The sequence below is a fragment of the Streptomyces sp. NPDC049040 genome (assembly GCF_043197715.1).
In the GTDB taxonomy this organism is placed as follows: Bacteria; Actinomycetota; Actinomycetes; order Streptomycetales; family Streptomycetaceae; genus Actinacidiphila.
Map to the genome: position 1 here is coordinate 674,426 of NZ_JBICTO010000003.1, position 15,779 is coordinate 690,204.

Here is a 15,779-nt window from a genome sequence, read left to right on the forward strand (position 1 = left end):
CCGCCTCCGGCGCCCCTCCCGCACCCTCGTACCCCCTTGGAGCACCCGTGTCCGCACTCAGCGTCGAGCTGCTGGCCGCCGCCACGCCACCGCCGATAGCCGACGCCGGCAACACCCGGCTGGCCCTGGCCGCACTTGCCGGCGTCGCCGTCATCGTCCTGCTCATCACCCGCTGGAAGGTGCACGCCTTCCTCGCCCTGACCATCGGCTCCGGCGTGCTCGGCACGGTCGCGGGCGCCCCGCTGGCCAAGACGGTCGCCAGCTACTCCACGGGCCTCGGCTCGACGGTGGCCAGTGTCGGCACGCTGATCGCGCTGGGCGCGATACTCGGCAAGCTGCTCGCCGATTCCGGCGGCGCCGACCAGATCGTCGACACGATCCTGGCCAGGACCAGCGAGAAACGGCTGCCGTGGGCCATGGCCCTGATCGCGGGCCTGGTCGGGCTGCCGCTCTTCTTCGAGATCGGCATCGTCATCCTGATCCCGGTGGTGCTGCTGGTCGCCCGGCGCAGCGGCCAGTCGCTGATCCGGCTCGGCATCCCCGCCCTCGCCGGCCTGTCGGTGATGCACGGCCTGGTGCCGCCGCACCCCGGGCCGCTGGCCGCGATCGGCGCGATCCACGCCGACATGGGCATCACCCTGGCCCTCGGGGTGCTGGTGGCGCTGCCGACGCTGGCCATCGCGGGGCCGCTGTTCGGCCGGGTCGCGGCCGGCTGGGTGGATGTCTCACCGCCTGAGCGGTTGACCCCGGCCCGCGCCTCGGACGACCTGGAGCGGCGGCCGAGCTTCGCCGCCACCGTGTGCACGATGCTGCTGCCTGTGGTGCTGATGCTGGCCAAGGCGCTGGCCGATGTGATCATCGACGACCAGGGCAGCCTGGCTTACCGGATCTTCGACGTCATCGGCACCCCGCTGATCGCGCTGCTCGCGGCGGTGATGGTGGCGATGTTCACCCTCGGGCGGGCGGCCGGCTTCACCAAGGACCGCATCTCGTCGACCGTCGACTCCTCGCTGGGCCCGATCGCGGGCATCCTGCTGATCGTCGGCGCGGGCGGCGGCTTCAAGCAGACGCTGATCGACTGCGGTGTCGGGCAGATGATCCTCGACTGGTCGAAGGACTGGCACATCTCGGCGCTGCTGCTCGCCTGGCTCATCGCGGTGCTGATCAGGGTCGCGACGGGTTCCGCGACGGTGGCGATCATCTCGGCGGCAGGCCTGGTGGCACCGCTGGCCGAGGGCATGTCGTCGACCCACACCGCACTGCTGGTGCTGTCGGTCGGCGCCGGTTCGCTGTTCTTCTCGCACGTCAACGACGCCGGCTTCTGGCTGGTGAAGGAGTACTTCGGGATGGACGTCCCGCAGACCCTCAAGACCTGGTCGGTGATGGAGACGGTGATCTCGGTCGTGGCGCTGGGCTTCGTGATGCTGCTGTCGCTGGTGATCTGACCAGGACGTCGCCGCGCGACCGGCGAGGGGCGGCGGGCCGTTCGGGCCCGTCGCCCCTCGTGCGTGTGCCGGCCGCGGGCCGGCCGCGGCTCACCAGCGCGGCACGGACGGCGTGACCCAGTCGGGGTCGGCCTTGCGCATCGCGGCGGCGTCGTCGCGGTCGCGCATGGTGCCGTCGTCGTCGAGCCAGCGCTGGTGCAGTGCCTTGAGCGCGTCGCGGTCCAGCTCCACGCCGAGCCCCGGCACGTCGGAGACGGTCAGCGCGCCGCCGGTGAAGACGTGCCGCTCGGTGATGACGTCGTCGGTCTGCCAGGGGTAGTGCGAGTCGCAGGCGAAGTCCAGGTTGGGCACGGTGGCGGCGACATGGGTCATCGCGGCCAGGCTGATGCCCAGGTGGGTGTTGGAGTGCATCGACAGGCCGACGCCGAAGGTGCGGCAGATCGCGGCGAGCTGCTGGGTGTTGCGCAGGCCGCCCCAGTAGTGGTGGTCGGACAGCACCACCTGGACGGCGTCGCGCGCGAAGGCCTCCTTGATCTCCTGGAAGGTCGTCACGCACATGTTGGTGGCCAGCGGTACCGAGGTGCCCTCCGAGACCCGGGCCATCCGGTCGGTGCCGCTGGCCGGGTCCTCCAGGTACTCCAGCACCCCGCCCAGTTCGCGGGCCACCTCAAGCGAGGTCTCCACCGACCAGGCGCCGTTGGGGTCGAGCCGGAGCGGCCGGCCGGGGAAGGCCTGCGCGAGGGCGCGGACGGCGGCGATCTCCTGCTCGGGGGGGAAGACGCCGCCCTTGAGCTTGAAGGAGCCGAAGCCGTGGGTGTCGGCGAAGCGCCGGGCCTGGGCGACCACGCCCGCGGGGTCGAGGGCCGCGCCCCAGTCGTCCCGCTCGCCCTGGCCCTGGGGGTGCTCGGCGAGCCGGTAGAAGAGGTAGGCGCTGTAGTCCACGGTGTCGCGGACCTTGCCGCCGAGCAGGGCGTGCACCGGCAGGCCCAGCTTCTTGCCGAGGGCGTCGAGGCAGGCGACCTCGAAGCCGGAGATCACCGAGAGCCGCAGCTTGTCCGCCGTCTGCACCCCGCGCAGTCCGCCGACGTCGACGGAGTCGGAGACCTCGGCGGGATCGCCGCAGACCCGCTCGGCGAGGGTGAACAGGCCGTTCAGGTCGGTGACCCGGTGCCCGGGCAGGGCCTCGGCCAGCGGCGCGGCGAGGTCCAGATAGCGGGTGTCGCCGTACGTCTCACCCACCCCGGACGTACCGTCGGCGGTGACGACCTCGATGATGAGCCGGGGGGTGTAGGGCTGGTGGACGCCCTGCGTGTTGAGCAGCGGCGGGTCGGCGATGAGGATGGGGGTCAGCCGCACCTCGGCGACCGTGAACGCGTCGGAGGGACCCGCTGTCTGCATATATGAATCACGTTCACCCATAAGACCGGAGCGTAGGCGCGGGACCCCTCGGCCGTCAACGCGGGCGACAGGCGCGGTCCGGGAACTGGACGACATACCGACCAGTCGGTACGATTCGCGCATGAGTGAAACCGACAGCCCGCGGGGACTGGATCTCGACCGGCTGCGCCGCCACCTGGACCAGCGGCGTCCCGGTCTCGCGGATGGCGAGCTGCGGGCCACGCTGATCCAGGGCGGCCGCTCCAACCTCACCTACCGGGTCACCGACGGCAGCTCCACCTGGGTGGTGCGCCGGCCGCCGCTCGGCCATGTGCTGGCCACCGCGCACGACATGGGCCGCGAGCACCGCGTGATCAGCGCGCTCGCCCCCACCCCGGTACCGGTGCCCGGCACCGTGCTGCTCTGCGAGGACCCCGAGGTCATCGGCGCCCCCTTCTACGTGATGGACTTCGTCGAGGGCACCCCCTACCGGGGCGAGGACCAGCTCACCGCCCTCGGTCCGGTGCGGACCAGGGCGGTCGCGCTGACCCTCGTGGACACCCTGGTGGACCTGCACGCGGTCGACCCGCAGGAGGTGGGCCTCGCCGGCTTCGGCCGGCCCGAGGGCTTCCTCGACCGGCAGCTGCGCCGCTGGGGCAAGCAGCTCGACGCCTCGCGCAGCCGGGAGCTGCCCGGCATCGACGAACTGCACGCCGCACTCGGCCGGGGGCTGCCGGCCTCCCCCGCGCCCACCGTGGTGCACGGCGACTACCGGCTCGACAACGTGCTCTTCGACGACGCCGACCGGCTCACCGCCGTACTCGACTGGGAGATGTCGACCCTCGGCGACCCGCTCACCGACATCGGGCTGCTGGTCATGTACGGCGAGCAGCACGACATCCCCGGCTTCCCCGTCCCCACCGCGGGCGGCGCCCCCGGCCACCCGGGCGCCGACGAGATCGTGGAGCGGTACGCCCGGCGGTCGGGGCGCGACGTCTCGGCCGTCGACTGGTACACCGCCTTCGCCTACTTCAAGATCGCCGTCATCCTCGAAGGCATCCACTACCGCTGGACCCTCGGCCAGACCCTCGGCGCGGGATTCGACCGGATCGGCACCGTCGTCCCGCTCTTCATCGAGCGCGGACTGCGCAAAGTCCAGGACCACGCCCGGGACCGGGCAGCATCGCACCAGGAGGACTGAGCAGGATGGACTTCGCCTTCGACACCCGTACGCAGGAGCTGCGGTCCCGGCTGGCCGCCTTCCTCGACGAGCACGTCCACCCGGCCGAGGCGGTCTTCGCCGAGCAGCACGAGCAGGCGGGGCCCGACAAGCACTGGACCGTTCCGCCCGTCGTCGCGGAGCTCAAGGCCGAGGCCAGGCGGCAGGGCCTGTGGAATCTGTTCCTGCCCGGCGAGCACGGCGCGGGGCTGACCAACCTCCAGTACGCGCCGCTGGCCGAACTCACCGGCCGCAGCCCCTTCCTGGGGCCGACCGCGCTCAACTGCGCCGCCCCCGACACCGGGAACATGGAGGTGCTCGCCGAATTCGGCACCCCCGCCCAGCGCAAGGAGTGGCTGGAGCCGCTGCTCGCCGGCGAGATCCGCTCGGCCTTCGCCATGACCGAGCCGGACGTGGCGTCCTCCGACGCGACGAACATCGAGACCCGGATCCGGCGCGACGGCGACTCCTACGTCATCGACGGACGCAAGTGGTACATCTCAGGGGCGATGAACCCCGACTGCGCGGTCTTCATCGTCATGGGCAAGACCGACCCGGCCGCCGACCGGCACCGGCAGCAGAGCCAGATCCTGGTGCCGCGGGACACCCCCGGCGTGGAAGTGCGCCGCGGCATGCGGGTCTTCGGCTACGACGACGCCGACCACGGCGGGCACGCGGAGGTCGTCTTCCACGACGTCCGGGTGCCGGCCGCGAACCTCATCGGCGAGGAGGGCGGCGGCTTCGCCATCGCCCAGGCCAGGCTCGGCCCCGGCCGCATCCACCACTGCATGCGGCTCATCGGCATGGCCGAGCGCGCCCTTGAACTCATGTGCCGCCGGGCCGCCGCCCGTGTGGCCTTCGGCAAGCCGCTCGCCGCGCAGGGCGTCGTGCAGGAGTGGATCGCCGAGTCGCGGGTCGAGATCGAGCAGCTGCGGCTGCTGGTGCTGAAGACGGCGTGGCTGATGGACACGGTGGGCAACCAGGGGGCGCACACCGAGATCCAGGCCATCAAGATCGCCACGCCCGCGGGCGTGCAGCGGATCATCGACCGGGCGATCCAGGCGCACGGGGCGGGCGGCGTCTCGCAGGACTTCCCGCTGGCCCGGCTGTGGGCCGGGGCCCGCAGCCTGCGGCTCGCGGACGGACCCGACGAGGTGCACCGCCGCTCGCTCGCCCGCCGCGAACTGGCCCGCTACCGCTGAGTGGCCCCGGGGGCCGTTCGGCCCCCGGGGCGCGGGTCGCGCCCTCTTCCGCCGGTGGCGGATCGCGGCGCCCCCGAGGTGGCAGGCCCTTGCGGCGGCAGCGCGGGTCCGCCGCCGTGGCTCGTCGAGCGGTTCCCCGCGCCTGTGAGGAACGCCCCCTCCGCGAAAAGGGCGAGCCGCCAGCGGCCCTCGGGGCGGACCTGCCGGCGGAGACGGCGACCACAGGCAGCGGCGGGCCCGCACGGCGCGGCCGCGGGGTCCTCGGCAGGACCCCGCGGGAGGCGTTCAGGGGAGGACGACCAGGCGCCCCGTCGTGAGGCCCTCGGAGACGCGGGCCACCGCGTCGGCGGCCTCGGCGAGAGGGAGCCTGGCCGAGACCAGCGGGCGCACCGGGCCCGTGGACGCGAGCCGGGTGAGCTCGTCGTGGGCGTGCCGCACCGCCTCCGGGTCGCGCACCGCGTACAGCCCCCAGTGCAGCCCGAGGATCGAGTAGTTCTTGACCAGCGCGTGGTTCAGGCCGGGCGCGGGCACCGTGCCGCCGGCGAAGCCGACCACCACGATGCGCCCCTCGAAGGCGATGCACTTGGTGGACCGGGTGTAGGAGTCGCCGCCGACGGGGTCGTAGACCACGTCGGCCCCGCGCCCCGCGGTGGCCTCCTTGACGACGGCCACGAAGTCCTCCGCGTGCCGGTCGACCACGATGTCGGCCCCCAGCTCGCGTGCGGCCCTTGCCTTGTCGGGACCGCCGACGACGCCGATGACGGTGGCGCCCGCGGCCTTGCCGAGCTGGACGGCCGCGCTGCCGACCCCGCCTGCGGCCGCGTGCACGAGCAGCGTCTCCCCGGGTCGCAGCCCCGCCCTGCGGTGCAGGCCGAACCATCCGGTCTGGTAGGCGATGTGCAGCGCCGCCGCCTCCGCGTCGTCGAGCGCTTCCGGTGCGGGCAGCACGCCGGCGGCGGGCACCAGGGCGTATTCGGCGAAGGCACCGCCGGGCAGCGCGGCGGAGCTGATGACGCGGGCACCGGTCCCTGGGCCTGTCACCCCGGGGCCGAGGGCGGCGACCTCGCCGCACATCTCCACGCCAGGAGTGAAGGGCAGCGGCGGCCTGACCTGGTACTCGCCGCGGCACAGCATCGCGTCGGGGAAGTTGACTGCCGCCGCCCGCACCCGCAGCAGCACCTGGCCTGGGCCGGGCTCAGGGGTCGGGACCTCGTCGAGGCGCATCGCCTCGCGCGGCTCTCCGATGTGGTGCACGCGCCATGCCTTCACGCTGGGACTCCCGGTGGGGTCAGGGCTGCCGCACCGAGTGCAGCAGCAGGTCGGAGAACTCGGTGGCGACCTGCTCCGCGGACAGCGGGCCGTCCGCGTGGTACCAGGTGCCGAGGTGGTGCACCGAGCCGAAGAAGAAGTCGACCACCAGGTCGGCGCGCAGGCCGGGCCTGAAGTGGCCGTCCCGCTGGCCCTCCTCGACCAGCGAGCGGAAGCGCTCGTGGTAGCGGCGGCGTTCGGCCCGTACGGCCTTCTGCTTCTCCGGGCTGAGCTGGTGCATCGAGCGGAAGAAGATCTTCGTGTCGTCCAGGTTCTGGATGCTGGTGACCACCACGTCGGCCGCGGCCTCCGCGAGGCGCTCCCGCACCGGGGTGTCGCGGGACGCGATCGTGTCGAGGCGCTCGGTCTGCAGCCGCAGCACCCTGGCGTAGATCTCGTGCAGCAGATCGTCCTTGGAGCCGAAGTAGTGGTAGAGCGCGCCCTTGGTCACTCCCGCGGCCTCGACGATCTCCTGGACCGAGGTGCGGTCGTAGCCGCGGCCCGCGAACAGCCGGGTGGCCTCGGCGAGCAGCCGCTCGGGCACCGCGGCACCGGAGCCCGTGCCCGCGGCCGTCCCCGTACCGCCGTCGTCGCTCGTCGTGCTGCGTGCCATGACCTGCCCCTCTCCTGCGCTGCCCGCCGGCATCCCGGCCGGTATGGACCCTATCCGGCCGTCGCCTTGAGCTCGCGTCGGAGGATCTTGCCGGTGGCGGTCTTGGGGAGCTCCGCCAGCACCTCCACCTGGCGCGGGTACTTGTACGCGGCCAGCCGCTCCCTGCAGTAGGCGACGAGCTCGCCGGGTTCGGCCGCCGCGCCGGGGCGGAGGCTGACGTAGGCCTTGACGCTCTCGCCCCGGTAGGCGTCGGGGACGCCGACGACCGCCGCCTCGCGGACGGCCGGATGGGTGTAGAGCACGTCCTCCACCTCGCGCGGCCAGACCTTGAAGCCGGACGCGCTGATCATGTCCTTCTTGCGGTCGACCACGTAGAGCCAGCCGTCGGTGTCCATGAAGCCGATGTCGCCGGTCCGCAGTTCGCCGCCGGGCATGGCCGCCTGCGACTCGGCGGGCAGGTTCCAGTAGCCGGGGACGACCATCGGGCCGCTGACCGCGATCTCGCCGGACTCGCCGAACGGCACCTCCGCGCCGCTGTCGTCGAGGATGCGCACCATGGTGCCGGGCCCCGGCACACCGACCGCGAGGGTGCCGGAGACCGGGTCGACCGGTGCCTCGTGGCCCGGCGGGACGCTGGCGCAGGGGGCGGTGCACTCGGTGAGGCCGTAGCCGTTGGCCAGATAGAGGCCCCCTGAGCGGGTGCGGAAGGACTCGACGACGGCGGGCGGCAGCGGGGCGCCGCCCGACGAGATCAGCTTGAAGGACGCGAAGTCGTCAGCGGTGGCGTCCGGCCTGGCCAGCAGCGCCATGAAGGCGGTGGCGGGGCCGACGGTGTAGGCGGGGCGGTGCTCGCGGAAGGCGTCGAGGACCACGCCGGGCTCGAAGCGGTGGGCAAGGGCCACGGTGCGGCCGCCGGCCAGCCCCGCGGAGAGCTGGCAGACCATGCCGGTGATGTGGAAGAGCGGGGCCAGCGCGAAGATCACGGCGTCGGCCGGCAGGTCGTGCACGCGGATCTGCCGGTGGGCGTTGAAGGAGATGTTGCCGTGGGTGTTCAGCGCGCCCTTGGGCCGTCCGCTGGTGCCCGAGGTGTAGCTGACCAGGGCGGTGTCGTCCGCGGCCGGCAGCGGGACGTCGGGGCGCGGCCCTGCGGCGGCGCGGGCGGCGGCCAGCAGGTCCTCGGCGTCGGCGGCGGGCTGCCGGGCCCCGGTGAGCACCCTGGGGTCGTCGCGGGTCTGGAGGTCGAACTCGCTGGCGGTGAGCGCGATGCGGACCGGTGAGGACGCGGCGGTGGACCGTACGTAGTCCTGCCAGGCGCGTTCGGAGCAGACCAGGGCCGCGGCCCCGGCGTCGGTGAGTATGTGCGCGAGTTCGTGCTGCTTGTACATCGGGTTGACCGGGATGGCGGCGCCGCCCGCCTTCCAGGCCGCCAGCAGCGCGACCACGAACTGCGGCACGTTCTGCAGCATGACCGCGAGCCGGTCGCCGGGCGCGAAATCGCGCTCGGCGAGGTGGCGGGCCAGGCCGTCGGAGAGGGTGTCGAGTTCGCGGTAGGTCAGTCCGCCGTCGAAGTACGCCAGCGCCCGGTGGTCGGGGCGCTCCGCCGCGGCGGCGAGGAAGCCGTGCAGCACGGACGGCGGGTGGTCGGTGTCCGCGCGCTGCTCCTCGGTGAAGAACTGCAGCCAGGGCTGGTCGGCGTATCCGGTCATGCCTGGTCACCCGCCTTGGCCCGCAGCTCCTCGTATCCGCGCTGGAGCTTGTTCATGCCGCGGAGCCAGCGTTCGGGTTCCGCCCCGCGGGCCGCGTGGTAGCCGGCGACCTCGGGGTGCGGCAGGATCAGGAAGCGCTCCTGCGCGATGCCGTCGAGCACCGCGCGGGCCACCTCCTCGGGCTCGATGGCGTTCGGGGCGAGCACCAGGTCGCCCGCGGGGCCCGCGGCTTCGAGCATCGCGGTGCGCACCCCCTGCGGGCAGACCGCGTGCACGGAGATCCCGCGGTGCCGGTAGGTGAGCGACAGCCACTCGGCGAAGGCCAGGGCGCCGTGCTTGGTGACGGAGTACGGGGCCGCGCCGATCATCGTCAGCAGTCCCGCGGCGGACACGGTGGACACGAAGCGGCCGCTGCCGCGCTCCAGCCACTCGGGCAGCAGGGCGCGGGCGGCGCGGACGTGGCTCATGACGTTGACGTCCCAGGCCAGCTCCCAGGCCGCGTCGTCGGCCTCGGGTCCGCCGCCGGTGGCGACGCCCGCGTTGGCGCAGAAGATGTCGATGCCGCCGCCGAGCGCGGTGCGGGCGGCGGGCACGATCCCCGAGGCGTCGCCCACCACCACCGCGGCGCCGATCTCGTCGGCGACCTTGCGTACCGCCTCGGCGTCGAGGTCGTTCACCACCACCCGGGCGCCTTCGGCGGTGAAGGCGCGGGCGAGGGCGGCGCCGATGCCGCCGCCCGCTCCGGTGACGACCACTCGGGCGTCGCGCAGTGATTGCACCACCACAACCGTGTCTCCTTCGACTCGACTCCGGGCTGCCCCGTGCTGGCATACTAAGCAGTCGGTCACTGGATCCGGAAGGGGCGGGCCCGCCCGGCGGCGTAGCCGGTGCGTATTCACCCGCCGGAGGGATGGACGGTGCCGCGGCCCGCCGGGATGATGCGGGCAGAGCGGACAATCGCGGCCCTATCGGCAATCGCCGGGGCGAGGGGGAGCCATGACCGAGGCAGGCGTACGACCCTACTGGGATCTGACCTTCGACAAGGACGGCGACGCCGACCCGGGGCAGCGCGACGCCCTGCTCGCGCAGGTGGGCGACCGCACGGACCTGGTGGTCTTCGCACACGGCTGGAACAACGACCTGTCCACCGCGTCGGCCCTCTACGAGCGCTTCTACGCCCCCTTCCCCGCCCTGCTGGCAGACGCGCCCGCCGTCCGCCTCGGCTACGCGGGGGTGCACTGGCCCTCGATGCGGTTCTCCGACGAGCCGATCGCGGACTTCCCGCGTACCGCGATCGTCCGCGCGGCCGGATCGCCCGCCGACATCGCCACGCTCAAGCGGGTGCTTCCCGGGCACGACGACGAGGCCGACCGGATCGCGGAACTCCTGGCGGCTGAGCCGGAGGATCCGGCGGCGCTCGGCGAATTCGCCGCGCTGGTCCGCACGGTGACCGGGTGCTCCGCACCGCGGGCCGCCCTCGCGCACCTGCTCGGTGACGCGGGCGACGTCGAATCCGACGCGCTGCCCGCACTGCTCACCGACGACCCCGCGACCGTGTGCGCGGCCCTGGCCGACGCGGTCGCCGCGGTGCGGGGCGAGCAGGATCTGCTGGGCGGGCTCGGCGGCCTCGGCAAGAAGGTGTGGTCGGGGGCCAGGGAGATGCTGCGGCAGGCCACGTACTACGCCATGAAGGGCCGCGCGGGCAAGGTCGGCAGAGCCGGGCTCGGCCCGCTGCTCGGGCGGCTGGCCGCGAAGTCCCCCGGCACCCGGGTGCATCTGGTCGGCCACAGCTTCGGTGCCCGGCTGGTCTCCTTCGCCCTGGCCGGACTGCCGCCCGAGGCCCGCAACGTCGCCTCGGTGACCCTTCTGCAGGGCGCCTTCTCGCACTCCGCCTACGCGCCGGACGGCGCCCTCCACGGCATGCAGTCCCGCGTCGACGGCCCCGTCGTGGCCTGCCACTCCAGCCACGACCAGGCGCTCGGCGTCTTCTATCCGCTCGCGTCCCGGCTGTCGGGCGACGACAGGTCCCTCCTGGGGGACGACCGCTGGGGAGCGCTCGGGCACGACGGCTTCCACGGGCTCCCGGGCGCACCCGCCATGCCGCTGGCCGCGGCCCTGGGGCACACCTTCTCCCCCCGCTCCTGCGTCAGCGTCGACGCCTCGGCCGTGGTCCGCGCGGGCGGGCCGCCCTCCGGCGCCCACAGCGACATCTGCCACCCGGAGTTGGCCCGCCTCACCCTGCGCGCGGCGGGCCTGCTGTGAGACCTCCCCTCCCGTCCGGCGAGGCCCCTGCCGCCCTCGGGGGCCGCACCGTGCGGTGGGGGGTGCCGATCACCCCCACCGCACGGTGGCCGAGGACACTCCCGTGATCCCCGGCGGGCGGGCGACCGCCCTCAGCGGTGCGTCGGGAATTCGACGACCTGCTGGTAGGTCGGCCGGTTCTGCCAGCTGATGCGGTCGTCGGTGACACCGCCCAGCGGGCGCTGCACGATGGAGTCGGCGCACCACTGGTCGCCTGCGCCGCACCCGTCGTCGCCGGGATAGACCGTCGTGGCCGGTACCGCCGCGGCCTGCTTGAGCGTGCTCAGCAGCACCTCGCGGCAGGCGGCCGGCTGCCCGCCGCCGCAGTAGGCGTGAGCCAGCGGCCCGGCCACCGGACGGCCCAGCACCTGGCGTATGTCCTTGTCGACATAGCTCCACCAGCCGTACTGGAACGCGCTTCCCGCATGGGAACCGGTCGGCCCGTGGCCGGCGGACGGCGACTCGTCGACGGTGAGGTCGGCGATGAGTGCCGTGTAGAGGCCGCCGCCCAGGCCCGGCTGGAATTCACCCTGGACGAGCAGCGGCCACCACGCGTCCATGACCCGCACCGCGTCGGAGTTCGCGTAGACGTGGGAGCCCGGTGACGTCTCGTGCCGCTTGGCACCGGCCGCACTCCAGGCGGTCAACTGCTGCACGGCGGCGGCTTCCTGCGGGTCGGTGACCGGCGCCGCGTTGATGACCTGGAGCAGTTCCGGCAGGACGTCCTCGCCCCGCAGGTCGGTGAGCGCGGCGTCGTCCATCGCCTTGGCCAGCGCGGACCTGGTCACGCCGCCCGTCCTGACCAGCGCCTTGACCCGGTCGTCGAGGAGGTCGGCGCGGTGCACGGCCCCGTTGCCGAAGCCCGCCGAGGTGTAGCCGGCGGCCTGCCTGTTGTTCCAGGAGACGTAGTAGTCCTGGTCGACGGACTGCGGGTGCTGCGCAGGCGGCGTGTACGAGGCGGTGTTGGCGGTCGGATCCCAGCCGCGCCAGTCGTACGCGGACCGCGCCCAGACCGGGAAGGACGCGTCGACCCCGTCGGCCCGCACCGGGTTGGTGCCGCTGTTGTAGTAGGCGGTCTGCCGCGAGTCCGCGTAGAACCAGTTGAAGGTGTAGTTGATGTCCTGCGCGGCCCGCTGGAAGGACGCGGCGTCATGGACGAAGCCGGGGTCGTTGAGCTCCTGGAAGCCCAGGATCGAGTCGGCCTCGTGGCGGTAGGAGCTGCGCAGCTGCGTGTAGGCGACGGCCTTCCCGCCGACCGTGGCCCGGTATTCGACCGGACCGTAGGCGGTCCGCCAGATCTGCATGCGGTAGGAGCCCGCGGCGGTGGAGTCGGCCAGGGTCGGCTTCCAGGAGTTGGTGCGCTCCAGCTTCTCCATGGCGACGCAGCTGCCGTGGAAGACGTAGTGCGTGGCGTCCTGGCACAGCTCCACGGCGTAGGTGTCGGTGACGTCCTGGGACGCGGAGGTCGCGCTCCAGGCGTAGTCCTGGCCGCGGCCCAGCTCGACGTACATCCCCAGGCCCGCGAAAGACGCCCCGCGGGCGCTGATGCCGGGGCCCTGCAGCTCCTGGAGCATCAGCAGCTGCGGCGCGAAGTAGCCGGTCTGCGGGCCGAAGACGGCGACCGGGTGGCCGCTTGCGGTGTGGGCGCCGCTGACGACCAGGGCGTTGGACATGCCCTTCTTCGTCGAGAAGAGGTTGCCCGGCAGCACCCCGGGGCTGCTGGTGGTCGCCAGGGTGGCACCGCCGGTGGCGTCGTAGACCAGGGGTTCGGCGGTGACGGAGCCGGCGTCAGGCAGCGCCTGGCCCTGCGCGACGGCGGGCTTGCCCGCGTAGGGGAAGCTGGTGCCGTCGTGGACGGTGGCGGTGGCCTCGGGGTCGTCGCGTTCGCGGAAGGACTCCCAGACCTTGGTGCCCTCGGCGACGCCGTACTGCTGCTGTGCTGCCAGCAGCGACAGCGCGGACTGCACCTCGCCGCCGCCGCCGGTGCCGAAGAGCGCGCCGACCACCGACGCGAGCGCGATCAGGTCGGTCAGCTTGAAGGGGTCTATGGTGCCCGCGTTGGTGATGGCGTCGACGTGCCCGGTGAGGACGTACTCGCCGGGGAAGTAGCGGCCGTTCTTCGACGCGGTGATGTACGCGTTGATGCCGTCGACGTACGCCTGGGCGTCGGCGAGCGCCTGCTGCCCGCGGGCGCCGCCCGAGCCGGCGAGCTGGTCGATCTGCGCCTGGAGGTCCGCCTCGGTGTAGGGGGCCTGCTTCCAGAACTCCTGCTCGAGGCCGCGGTTGGCCGCGGCGCCGCCGGCGAACGACGACAGCTCGCCGCGTCCGACGTGCCGGAAGAGGTCCATGAGCCAGAGCCGGTCCTGCGCCGCCGCGTAGCCGGCGCCGAATTCGGTGCCCTGCCGGGTGGTGCCCTTGATGTGCGGCACCCCGGTCTTCTTGTCGCGGGTGATCGTCACATCCGAGCGCGGGCTCGATATGGACGCGATCTGGTTCAGGGGCACGCCGAAGGACGAGTCGTTGAAGAAGTCGGTGAGGGTGGCGTCGGTGAGGTTCTGGTACCCGTCCGCGAGGGAGGCGTACGGGCCGAGCTGGTCCGAGGTGTGGGCGGGCCTGGTGCCGAGTGCCTTGTTCGCCAGGATGTCGGCGAGGGTGGCGTTGCCGTTCTCACCTGGGGGCAGGATGTCGGCGCACTGGCCCGCGCAGTAGTCGCCTTGCGCTGCGGCGTGCGCTTGAAGTGGCACCGGGGCCACCAGGGTCGCCGCGAGCGCCAGCAGCGCGCCTGCGGTGGCCGTTCTCAGCGTGCCGATCCTGCCGATCCGTCGTGGGGTCCGTAGCGGCATGTCTGCTCCTTCCGGAAGCCGGTGCGCGGAGGTTACCGCCGGTACGCCGGATCCCGGAAGATGAACATGCGTCAGGTTTTCGGATTCCTCACGACCGCGTCCGCCCGCAGGACGAAGACGCCCCAGCCCAGGTACTCGCGGTTCCAGGCCAGATGGGTACGCCGGCTGTGGTCCAGGAAGTCCCGCATGTCCGCCGCGTCCGGGTGGCCGGCCGGGGCGTCGCGCAGCCAGTCCGAGATGGTCGACCACTGCGCGGCGGCGTAGCGGTCCCAGCTGTCGCCGTCGGCCAGCACCATCTCCACCAGCTCCATGCCGGCCGCAGTGAACCGGTCGAGGGTGCCCACGAGCGAGGTGAAGTCGTCGGCCTCCGCCCCGATCGCCTCGAGTGCCTCCTCGGGGGCCGGCCGCGTCCAGTACGGCTCGCCGATCAGCATCAGGCCGCCGGGGCGCAGCGCCGGGCGCAGCAGCTCGATCGTCCCGGCGAGTCCGCCGCCGATCCAGGTGGCGCCGATGCAGGACACCACGTCGAAGGCGGCGGCCTCCGCCCGGTACGCCCCCGCGTCGCCGCGTTCGAAGCCCACCCTTTCGGCGACGCCCAGTTCCGCCGCCCGCTCCCTCGCGGCGGTCAGGAAGACCTCGCTCAGGTCGACGCCGACCCCGCCGATGCCGTACCGCTGCGCCCACCGGGTGAGCATCTCACCCTTGCCGCACGCCAGATCGAGCTGGCGCTGCCCGGGTTCCAGCCGGCAGATCTCGCCGAGCAGCATCAGCTTCTCCTCGGTGATGGGGTTGAGGATGCGGTGCCGGGACTCGGCGATCTCGTGGTGGCGCAGGCTCATACGGCTCCTCTGTCGGATTGCCCGGCGCTCCGGCCGGTCCGTCAGGCATCCTCCCGCAGCGCGTCCGCGGTCGCGCGGTCGGCCGGCAGGAAGGCCTCCAGTTTCAGCTCGGCGATGGTGACATCGGCCGCGGTGGCGAAGACCGCGACGGTGGTCATCAGCCGCAGCAGCCCCCGGTCGGCCGACTCCAGCTCCATCGGCACGGTGAAGCCCAGCAGCGTGTCGGCGCCCTGCTGCCGCCCCGCCGCGGGGCCGGGCTCCGGCACGTAGCCGGCGAGTTCGTCGTGCAGCGCGGCCAGCCGGTCGTCCGGATTGCGCCGCTGCTCCTCGCGCAGGGCCTCGATGACATGGCGCGCCCACTGCGGGAAATTCCGGATCCGCGGCGCCATGCCCGCCGGGTGCAGGGCCAGCCGCGCGATGTTCGCCCCGGGCCCGAGCAGCGCCGGGTCCGCGCCCTCGGTCATCACCCCGAAGGCGGAGTTGGCGGCGACCAGGTCCCCGTAGCGGTCCACGACGATCGCCGGATAGGGAAGATGGCCGGTCAGTATGTGGTCGAGCGCTTCGAGCGCGGGGGCGAGCGCCGGGTCCGCGAGGTCGCGCTGCGGATGCACCGGCGCGTATCCGGCCGCCAGCAGCAGGCCGTTGCGCTCGCGCAGCGGCAGGGCGAGCGACTCGGCGATCCTGGCGACCAGCTCGCGCCCCGGGGCGGATCTGCCGTTCTCGATGAAGCTGATGTGCCGCTGGGTGGTGCCCGCGCGCAGCGCCAGCTCCAGCTGGCTGAGACGGCGGCGGCTGCGGCTGGCGCGCAGGGCCTGCGGGAAGGCCTGCGGGGCGGCAGGGGCGGGGGTCCTGGGGGCGTCCACCGCTCATTTCTATCCCCGGGCCCGGCAGGCGGCCATTCCCTCGAGGGAATTGAGGCCAGCCCC

At 73.1% G+C, this 15,779-nt stretch carries 12 protein-coding genes; 4 read left to right on the plus strand and 8 right to left on the minus strand.

What is annotated here, in order from left to right; all coding sequences use genetic code 11:
* Window positions 1-47: 47 nt before the first annotated feature.
* On the plus strand, window positions 48-1,445 hold the full coding sequence (locus tag ACGFMP_RS12205; RefSeq protein WP_393672019.1) for a gluconate:H+ symporter: 1,398 nt from the start codon (window positions 48-50) through the stop codon (window positions 1,443-1,445).
* 90 nt (window positions 1,446-1,535) lie between these two features.
* Here the strand turns inward: ACGFMP_RS12205 and ACGFMP_RS12210 are convergent, their stop codons facing one another.
* The gene (locus ACGFMP_RS12210) at window positions 1,536-2,843 is read right to left on the minus strand and encodes a glucarate dehydratase family protein (protein WP_393672020.1); all 1,308 of its coding nucleotides are present in this window, start codon (window positions 2,841-2,843) and stop codon (window positions 1,536-1,538) included.
* Between the two features lie 121 nt (window positions 2,844-2,964).
* On the opposite strand from ACGFMP_RS12210, the gene ACGFMP_RS12215 reads away from it, so the two are divergent.
* Window positions 2,965-4,023 (plus strand): phosphotransferase family protein, encoded by a 1,059-nt coding sequence (locus tag ACGFMP_RS12215; RefSeq protein ID WP_393672022.1) that lies wholly within the window; start codon window positions 2,965-2,967, stop codon window positions 4,021-4,023.
* 5 nt (window positions 4,024-4,028) lie between these two features.
* Window positions 4,029-5,243, plus strand: a complete 1,215-nt coding sequence (locus tag ACGFMP_RS12220) for an acyl-CoA dehydrogenase family protein (RefSeq protein ID WP_393672024.1) — start codon at window positions 4,029-4,031, stop codon at window positions 5,241-5,243.
* Between the two features lie 285 nt (window positions 5,244-5,528).
* Here ACGFMP_RS12220 and ACGFMP_RS12225 read toward each other — a convergent pair whose 3' ends face one another.
* Genes ACGFMP_RS12225 through ACGFMP_RS12240 form a run of 4 tightly spaced genes read right to left on the minus strand, consistent with a single transcriptional unit; the run spans window position 5,529 to window position 9,649 of the window.
* On the minus strand, window positions 5,529-6,512 hold the full coding sequence (locus tag ACGFMP_RS12225) for an NADPH:quinone oxidoreductase family protein (RefSeq protein WP_393672026.1): 984 nt from the start codon (window positions 6,510-6,512) through the stop codon (window positions 5,529-5,531).
* A 19-nt stretch (window positions 6,513-6,531) separates the two neighbouring features.
* Complete coding sequence (locus ACGFMP_RS12230) at window positions 6,532-7,164, minus strand: TetR/AcrR family transcriptional regulator (RefSeq protein ID WP_393672028.1); 633 nt, start codon at window positions 7,162-7,164, stop codon at window positions 6,532-6,534.
* A 50-nt stretch (window positions 7,165-7,214) separates the two neighbouring features.
* Window positions 7,215-8,870 carry an AMP-binding protein gene (locus ACGFMP_RS12235; RefSeq protein ID WP_393672029.1) on the minus strand — a complete coding sequence of 552 codons (1,656 nt, stop codon included), beginning with the start codon at window positions 8,868-8,870 and terminating at the stop codon, window positions 7,215-7,217.
* Entirely contained in the window at window positions 8,867-9,649 is a 783-nt protein-coding gene (locus ACGFMP_RS12240) for an SDR family oxidoreductase (RefSeq protein WP_393672161.1), read from the minus strand. The genes ACGFMP_RS12235 and ACGFMP_RS12240 overlap by 4 nt, the downstream gene beginning before the upstream one ends.
* Window positions 9,650-9,866: 217 nt before the next feature.
* On the opposite strand from ACGFMP_RS12240, the gene ACGFMP_RS12245 reads away from it, so the two are divergent.
* Window positions 9,867-11,132 (plus strand): serine-threonine protein kinase, encoded by a 1,266-nt coding sequence (locus tag ACGFMP_RS12245; RefSeq protein WP_393672030.1) that lies wholly within the window; start codon window positions 9,867-9,869, stop codon window positions 11,130-11,132.
* A gap of 131 nt (window positions 11,133-11,263) precedes the next feature.
* Here ACGFMP_RS12245 and ACGFMP_RS12250 read toward each other — a convergent pair whose 3' ends face one another.
* From ACGFMP_RS12250 to ACGFMP_RS12260, 3 genes are all read right to left on the minus strand, one after another.
* Window positions 11,264-14,014: a penicillin acylase family protein gene (locus ACGFMP_RS12250; RefSeq protein ID WP_393672032.1), complete on the minus strand. Its 2,751-nt coding sequence runs from the start codon at window positions 14,012-14,014 to the stop codon at window positions 11,264-11,266.
* A 71-nt stretch (window positions 14,015-14,085) separates the two neighbouring features.
* On the minus strand, window positions 14,086-14,853 hold the full coding sequence (locus ACGFMP_RS12255; protein ID WP_393672034.1) for an SAM-dependent methyltransferase: 768 nt from the start codon (window positions 14,851-14,853) through the stop codon (window positions 14,086-14,088).
* 41 nt (window positions 14,854-14,894) lie between these two features.
* Window positions 14,895-15,716, minus strand: a complete 822-nt coding sequence (locus ACGFMP_RS12260) for a helix-turn-helix domain-containing protein (RefSeq protein ID WP_393672035.1) — start codon at window positions 15,714-15,716, stop codon at window positions 14,895-14,897.
* Window positions 15,717-15,779 lie beyond the last annotated feature (63 nt).